Annotated in this window: 4 protein-coding genes and 1 pseudogene; 4 read left to right on the top strand and 1 reads right to left on the bottom strand. The window is 60.1% G+C overall.

The window, feature by feature from the left end; translation table 11 throughout:
• Positions 1–204: 204 nt before the first annotated feature.
• Positions 205–1,869, top strand: coding sequence for a putative bifunctional diguanylate cyclase/phosphodiesterase (locus tag POR16_RS25815; RefSeq protein ID WP_024671125.1), 1,665 nt, complete (start codon positions 205–207; stop codon positions 1,867–1,869).
• A gap of 12 nt (positions 1,870–1,881) precedes the next feature.
• On the opposite strand, the gene POR16_RS25810 is transcribed toward POR16_RS25815, so the two are convergent.
• Positions 1,882–3,264 carry a NorM family multidrug efflux MATE transporter gene (locus tag POR16_RS25810; protein WP_024691101.1) on the bottom strand — a complete coding sequence of 461 codons (1,383 nt, stop codon included), beginning with the start codon at positions 3,262–3,264 and terminating at the stop codon, positions 1,882–1,884.
• Between the two features lie 155 nt (positions 3,265–3,419).
• Between POR16_RS25810 and POR16_RS25805 the strand changes: the two genes are divergently transcribed.
• From POR16_RS25805 to POR16_RS27210, 3 genes and pseudogenes are all read left to right on the top strand, one after another.
• On the top strand, positions 3,420–4,340 hold the full coding sequence (locus POR16_RS25805) for a LysR substrate-binding domain-containing protein (protein ID WP_005894603.1): 921 nt from the start codon (positions 3,420–3,422) through the stop codon (positions 4,338–4,340).
• Between the two features lie 181 nt (positions 4,341–4,521).
• Positions 4,522–5,643, top strand: a pseudogene (locus POR16_RS27215) (Cache 3/Cache 2 fusion domain-containing protein); the annotation flags it as partial.
• A complete protein-coding gene (locus POR16_RS27210) occupies positions 5,638–6,498 on the top strand; it encodes a methyl-accepting chemotaxis protein (protein WP_420376869.1) in 861 nt (286 codons plus the stop codon). The pseudogene POR16_RS27215 and the gene POR16_RS27210, both read left to right, overlap by 6 nt.
• The last annotated feature ends 362 nt before the right edge of the window (positions 6,499–6,860 follow it).

The raw sequence follows: 6,860 nt of genomic DNA, 5'->3' as shown, positions 1-6,860 counted from the left end.
GGCGGTAAGAGGGGTCGTCTGCGAAAAAGGTCGGGCATTTTAACAGGCCCACAGGTTTGTGCAGCGATCATCGCGACGGGCAGTGACCGCTATCTAATTTTTCTGGTTTTGTTACATTTGCGCCGCGACGCGACGATACGTGTATCTGTTGGGCTCCCGCGAGAGCGTGGCCACCGGTTTTTCCTTTGTGCTTAGGAAGTTAGATTGCCTACACCTGTCGAACCCCTGCGATTGCTTTTATTGGCACACGAGCCTTTCTGGCAGGCGCTCCTGAACGGTTGCGTCGCCGCACCGAGCGGTAACATCACACTGCTGCATGGCGCGAACTGGGACGTTTTCAGTGCCCGGTACGGTGATGAACGCAATACCGTCCTGCTGACCACCCCCGACCTGCAGCCCAGAACCGGCGCTTGCCTGCTACCCACCGTAGTGCTGCTGGAAGAGGAACCGCTGGTCGCGCCGAGCGGTGTCTGCGACTGGCTGGTGCGCGACACGCTGACCGGCGATGTACTGCGCCGTTGCCTGCGTTATGTGCATGAGCGCAGCAGCCTGGAAGACACTTTGCGTCGCCTGGCAGGTCAGGACCCCTTGACCGGCATCGCCAACCGCCAGGGTTTTCAGGCCCAGCTGGCCACCCGTCTGGCCGAGGGTGGCAACCTGGCGATGGGGCATCTGGACCTGGACAACTTCCGCCGCGCCAACGACTCGCTGGGGCATCAGGCCGGTGACCGGCTGATTCTGCAAGTGGTGGCGCGCCTGAAAAACCAGCTGGACGCCGGTGATCAGATCGCCCGACTCGGCGGCGACGAATTCGCTCTGCTGATCGATACCCAAGCCACACCCGCACGCGCCCTGCAACTGGCCGAACGCATTACCGACGTTCTGGCAGAGCCTTACTGGATCGATGGCGAAAGCCTGCTGCTGGGTTGCAGCCTGGGCATTGCCCACTCGCAGAGCCGTCTCGAAGCCGACCCGCTGATGTGGCACGCACATATTGCGATGCGTCAGGCCAAGAGCATCCAGGGCTGCACGTTCCACCTGTTCGACGAGCGCATCAACCGCAACGCTCGCAGCCTCGCCGACCTGGAAGGCGAGCTGCGTCGTGCCTTGCGCCGTGACGAGATGGAGCTGCATTACCAACCGCGACTGTGCCTGAGCAGCGGCCGCGTGGTCGGCCTGGAAGCGCTGGTGCGCTGGCGTCACCAGGAGCGCGGGCTGCTGGCGCCCAGCGAGTTCGTGCCGCTGGCCGAGCAGAGCGGCCTGATCGTGCCGCTCGGTTACTGGGTTATCTTGCGCGCCCTGCGCGACATGCAGACGTTGCGCGAGCAGGGCTTTGCGCCGCTGCACATGGCGATCAACCTGTCGTTCAGGCAGTTTCAGGACAGCCAGTTATTGCCGACATTGAGCCGCCTCATAGAGCAACACAGTGTTGACGCGCGCTGGCTGGAATTCGAGCTGACCGAAACCGCAATCATGCGGCGCAGTGACCAGGTCAGACAGACCATGGAAGCATTGCGACGGCTGGGCGTGCGGTTCTCGCTGGACGACTTCGGCACTGGCTATTCATCGTTCATGCACCTCAACAGCCTGCCCATCGCGCTGCTCAAGATCGACATGGGTTTTGTCAGCCAGATGGAAACACGCGAAGAAAACCGCAAGCTGGTCAACGCGATGATCAATCTGGCGCACAACCTGAACCTGGAAGTGGTTGCCGAAGGCGTCGAAACCGTCGGGCAACTGGAGTTGCTGCGCAGTTTCGGTTGCGATCAGGTGCAGGGCTATTTGCTGAGCAGGCCACTGCCGCTGGATGAACTGATGACCTATCTGTACTCGGAAGCCTCACACACAGAAGCTTTGACCTCCGCCTGAGCAGGCGCCAGGTCAGCCCGACACAAGCAGACCTGCGGCCTGCCGCCGCAACAGGCGGGCGGTCTTCCATTCAAACGCATACGTCAGCGCCACTGCCGAACAGAACAGGCCCAGCGCCAGCCCCCACCAGACGCCTGATGCGCCAGCGTCGGTAGAGAAGCCGAGTACCCAGGCGGCAGGCGCGGCGATCAGCCAGTAACAGCCCAGACCGATCAGAAAGGTCGTGCGTGCATCCTTGAGCCCGCGAATCGCGCCCATAGCAATCGTCTGGGTGCCGTCGAAGAACTCGAACAACGCTGCAATGGCCAGCAGTTTGGCGGCCAGCACGACAATCTCAGCGAACGCCGGGTCATCGATATCCAGAAACAGGCCGATGACCAGATGCGGTGCCAGCCAGAACAGCATCCCGAACATCAGCATCACGGCACCGCCAAAACCGATGCCCAGACGGCCAGCCATGCGCACCATCTCCAGGTTGCCTGCACCGTAATGCTGGCCGATACGCATGGTCACCGCGTAAGACATTCCCACTGGAACCATGAACGCCATCGACACCGTTTGCAGGGCGATCTGGTGCGCTGCCATCTGCGTGCTGCCCATCGCGCCCATGCAGAACGCTGCAAATGTGAATAGGCCGACTTCCACCGCGTATGTCCCGCCAATCGGCAGGCCCAGACGCCACAGCTCTTTCAGGTGACTGCGCGACAGTTTCGAGAGCCCTTTGCTGATCGGGTAAGCCGCGTAGGCCGGATGCCTTTTGATATGCAGGGCCAGGGCCAGCGCCATGCAGTTGGTCACGATGGCTGTAACCAGCCCGATCCCCATCAGCCCCAGATTGGGCAGGCCGAGCCATTGATGGATCATCGCGTAATTGAGAACGAAGTTTGCTGCCGCGCCAGCCAGGCTGATGGCCATGACCGGCCCTGCACGCCCCAGAGCGCTTGTGAAACCACGCAAGGCCATGAAGCTGAGCAAGCCGGGCAGGGCGAAGGGCAGGGTGATCAAAAATTGAGCTGCCATATGCACATTGGCTTCGGCCTGCCCGAATTGCAAAAGGATCGGCTCAAGGTTCCACAGCAACAACGCAGCGATCAGCGCCATGCCCCAGGCCAGCCACAATCCGGCCTGGGTCAGGCGGGTCGCGCCTTCTGCATCGCCGGCACCATGCCGAATCGAAACCAGCGTACCGACCGCAGCCATCACGCCGACGCAGAAAAACGACACGAAGCTGTACGTGGCAGCGCCCAGCCCGCCGCCCGCCAGCGCTTCCGGTCCGATCTTGCCCATCATCACCGTGTCGGTGAACACCATCAGCATGTGCGCCATTTGCGATGCGATCAGCGGCCCGGCCAGGCGCAGGATGATCCAGAGTTCTTTGAGGGCGGGATGCTGCATGGTGGCAATGCTCTACGGCGGAGTTCAGATGGACGCCTATTCTGGGTGGATACGCGCGCAAGCACAAAACGATAAATGCGATGCTCAGCATGACTAAAACTCATGCGAGATGATTTGCGTTACAGTGAGTGCCCATCGCCGGCAGGACGCTATGCATGTCCCGTAATCTTCCTCCTCTTTACGCACTAAGGGCATTTGAAGCTGCCGCACGACATACCTCGTTCACGCGCGCGGCTGAAGAACTATCAATTACCCAAAGTGCAGTAAGCCGTCATATACGCACCTTGGAAGAGCATTTCGCCTGCCGTCTTTTTCAGCGTAATGGCCGCAACTTGCAACTTACCGAGTCGGCACGTGCCTTGTTGCCCGGTGTACGCGATGGCTTCCTGGCGCTGGAGCGGGCCTGCAGCACCCTGCAGACCGAAGAGGGCATTCTGCGCATGAAAGCGCCCTCTACGCTGACCATGCGCTGGCTGCTGGCCCGTCTGAGTCGCTTTCGTCATCTGCAGGTGGGCAACGAGGTGCAATTGACCAGCGCCTGGATGGACATCGATGCCGTGGACTTCGCCCAAGAGCCGTTCGACTGCGCGATCCTGCTCAGTCATGGGCACTTCCCATCGGATTGGGAAGCTACCCTGCTGTTCCCGGAGCTGTTGATCCCAGTGGGTGCGCCGACGTTGCTGCAAGATCCGCCATGGGACGTCGAGCGTCTGGCCAAGGCGGAGTTGCTGCACCCCACGCCCGACCGACGTGACTGGCGCACCTGGCTGAACCGCATGGGCCTGACAGACCAGGTATCGCTCAAGGGCGGGCAAGTGTTCGACACCCTCGAGCTGGGAATGATTGCCGCAGCACGCGGCTATGGCGTGTCGATGGGTGATCTGCTGATGGTCGCCGAAGACGTGGCGCAATCGCGCTTGAGTATTCCTTGGCGCACAGCTGTGTTTAGTGGCGAAAACTATTATCTGGTGTGGCCGCGCACAAGGCCCGGTGCAGAGAGGTTGCGGCGCCTCAGTGATTTTCTTCAGTCGGAAGTGAAAGCCATGGAGTTGCCGTTAGTTGAAATACTGAAATGAAAATTTGTTTAGTATTGAACTGCCATCATTTGTTAATGTCTCGCCTCGCGCTCAAGTAACGATCTTGCTAGCCGAAGCATTTCCTGACGACTGCCCCTGCGGCGGCTTAAAACCTTAACTTAATTCAGCTGAATGGTAAGCCACGGACCCGGCGACTCCAATCATTTGGCGTGGAGTCTCTATGTCCAAGCCCCGTACCCGAATTGCCTCGCAACTCGGTATTGCTCTGGCAGTGATCCTGGCAGTTGTCATCAGCGGCAGTACGCTATTTGCCTTGAGGTCTCTGGACGCATCCAATCTGGTCATTCGCGAAGAACACATGTCGAGCGAAGCCAGACTGCTGGCCGATCAGCTCAACACGTTCCACAGCACGCTGCGCGACAGTACCCAGCGCTTGAGCGGATTGTTCGAGAAGCGCTTCGCCGGAGGCCTGAGTTTGCAGGCTGACAAGCCGGTTAACGTAGCGGGCACGCAGACCCCCGGCCTGTATTCCGGTGATACCGCGCTGAACAATGACTTTGCCGAAGTCGACGAATTTCGCTCGATGACCGCAGGCGTGGCCACGATCTTCGTGCGCAGCGGCGACGACTTCATCCGCATCAGCACCTCCCTGAGCAAGCAGGATGGCACTCGCGCCATCGGCACCGTGCTTGATCGCAAGGGCGCAGCGTATGAGCGCTTGATGGCCGGCCAGAGCTACGTCGGCAAAGCGGTCCTGTTCGATCGCTATTACATGACCCAGTACAGCCCGGTTCGCGACAGCAGCGGCAAAATCATTGCGGCACTGTTCGTGGGTTTCGATTACACCGATGCGCAGAAAACCCAGTTCGACAACCTGAAGAGTTTCCGTATCGGCTCCACCGGTTCGCTGGCCCTGCTGGACGACAAGGGCACTTGGCTGGTTCCGCCTGCGGGCGTCAAATCTCCGGAAGGCGCCGCAAAAGCCGTTGCGGACCTGGCCAGCAAACCAGGCAAGGCGCAGTTCTGGGATGAAGGTGGCGATGACTATTACAGCGTAGGCCAACCGTTTGCCGGTGGCCCCTGGACAGTCATTGCCAGCATGCCACGCAATGAAATCAGCGAAGTGACCTGGAGCGTGGGCACCCAGTTGGCTATAGGCAGTCTGCTGGCCATGCTGATCGCAGTCATCAGCGCCATCTGGCTGCTGCGCAGCAAGCTGCGGCCGCTGTCGGAACTGGTCCGTCAGGCAGATGCCCTGGGCGCCGGCGACCTGAGCGTTCGCCTCAACGTCACCAGCAATGATGAAATCGGGCAGTTGTCCGGCAGCTTCAACAAGATGAGTGAAGCACTGTCGTCGATGGTGTCGCACATCCGCATCGCCGCGCAGGAAGTCAGCAGCCGTGCCAACGCACTGTCCGGTCTGTCCGGTGGCGCTTTCGAGGGCATGGAGCAACAGTCCGGCGAGATCACCAGCATGGCTGGTGCCGTCGAGGAGTTCAGTGCCACGTCGATGAACATTGCCGACAACATGGGCAATACCGAGCGTCTGGCGCAGGAAAATGCGCAACAGACCCGAATCGGTCGGACCTCGATGGACGAAGCGTCTTCATCGCTGCAACAGATCGCGACCTCTCTCGGCAGCACGGCGAAGGTCATCGACACACTGGGCCAGCGCTCACAGGAAATCGGCAGTATCGTCGGGGTGATTACCTCGATTGCCGACCAGACCAACCTGCTCGCCCTCAACGCCGCCATCGAGGCTGCACGTGCCGGTGAACAAGGCCGCGGCTTTGCCGTGGTGGCGGATGAAGTTCGCAGCCTGGCGTCACGGACGCGCGAAGCCACTGACGAAATCTCCGGCATGATCGCCAGCATCCAGCAGGAAACCGGCAACGCGATCAGCACCATGCAACAGGGCAACACCCTGATGCAGGAAGGCCTGGCGCTTAACTCCAAAGTGGCCTCTGCGCTGGCGCAGATCGACGAACAGAGCCGCTCGGCAGGCCATCAGTTCGCAGCCATCACCACCGCGACCCAGGAGCAAAGCAGCACAGCGACCATGCTCAGCAGCAACTTGCAAAGCATCGCCATGGCCAACAGCGAACAACGCCAGGTGATGTCCAACCTCGCGATCACCGCTCAGGAACTGAACGGCCTGGCGACTGAGTTGCGCAATGAGGTTGACCGGTTTCGTTGAGTGCTCATATCTGATCAGCATGCCAATGCTCAGCACTGGAGTGCGACCAGTACGGAGTAAACCGGGTTCAGGGTGCAATGGGCGGCCGTATTGCGGTCGCCGACATGAGCGCCCGCTCGCCTGGATATCAATGGTCGGTGTTAACAGGGCGGCCATTGCCGAGCGGCAGGCAGCCTGGGTGTCTGAGTTGCCATAGTCGCCTCTGCTGATAAGTGATTTGTCACCATGTATCTCAAATGAGACACAAGCAACGCCTCGCGTCATCAGCCCTTATTTCGCCAAGTGAGTTCGAGTTGAGCTCAGGTTAGCGCTTTCACGAAATTGAATAGTCAGCCGATAACCCGCTGTATCAGCGGATATTT

The sequence above is a fragment of the Pseudomonas coronafaciens pv. oryzae str. 1_6 genome (assembly GCF_000156995.2).
GTDB lineage: Bacteria > Pseudomonadota > Gammaproteobacteria > Pseudomonadales > Pseudomonadaceae > Aquipseudomonas > Aquipseudomonas tremae.
This window is presented reverse-complemented; position numbering and strand designations above follow the sequence as displayed.

Bases quoted from the DNA above. Each gene is read 5' to 3' on its own strand.
- POR16_RS25810 (WP_024691101.1), bottom strand. From the start codon at position 3,264: ATGCAGCATCCCGCCCTCAAAGAACTCTGGATCATCCTGCGCCTGGCC.
- POR16_RS25805 (WP_005894603.1), top strand. From the start codon at position 3,420: ATGTCCCGTAATCTTCCTCCTCTTTACGCACTAAGGGCATTTGAAGCT.
- POR16_RS27210 (WP_420376869.1), top strand. From the start codon at position 5,638: ATGAGTGAAGCACTGTCGTCGATGGTGTCGCACATCCGCATCGCCGCG.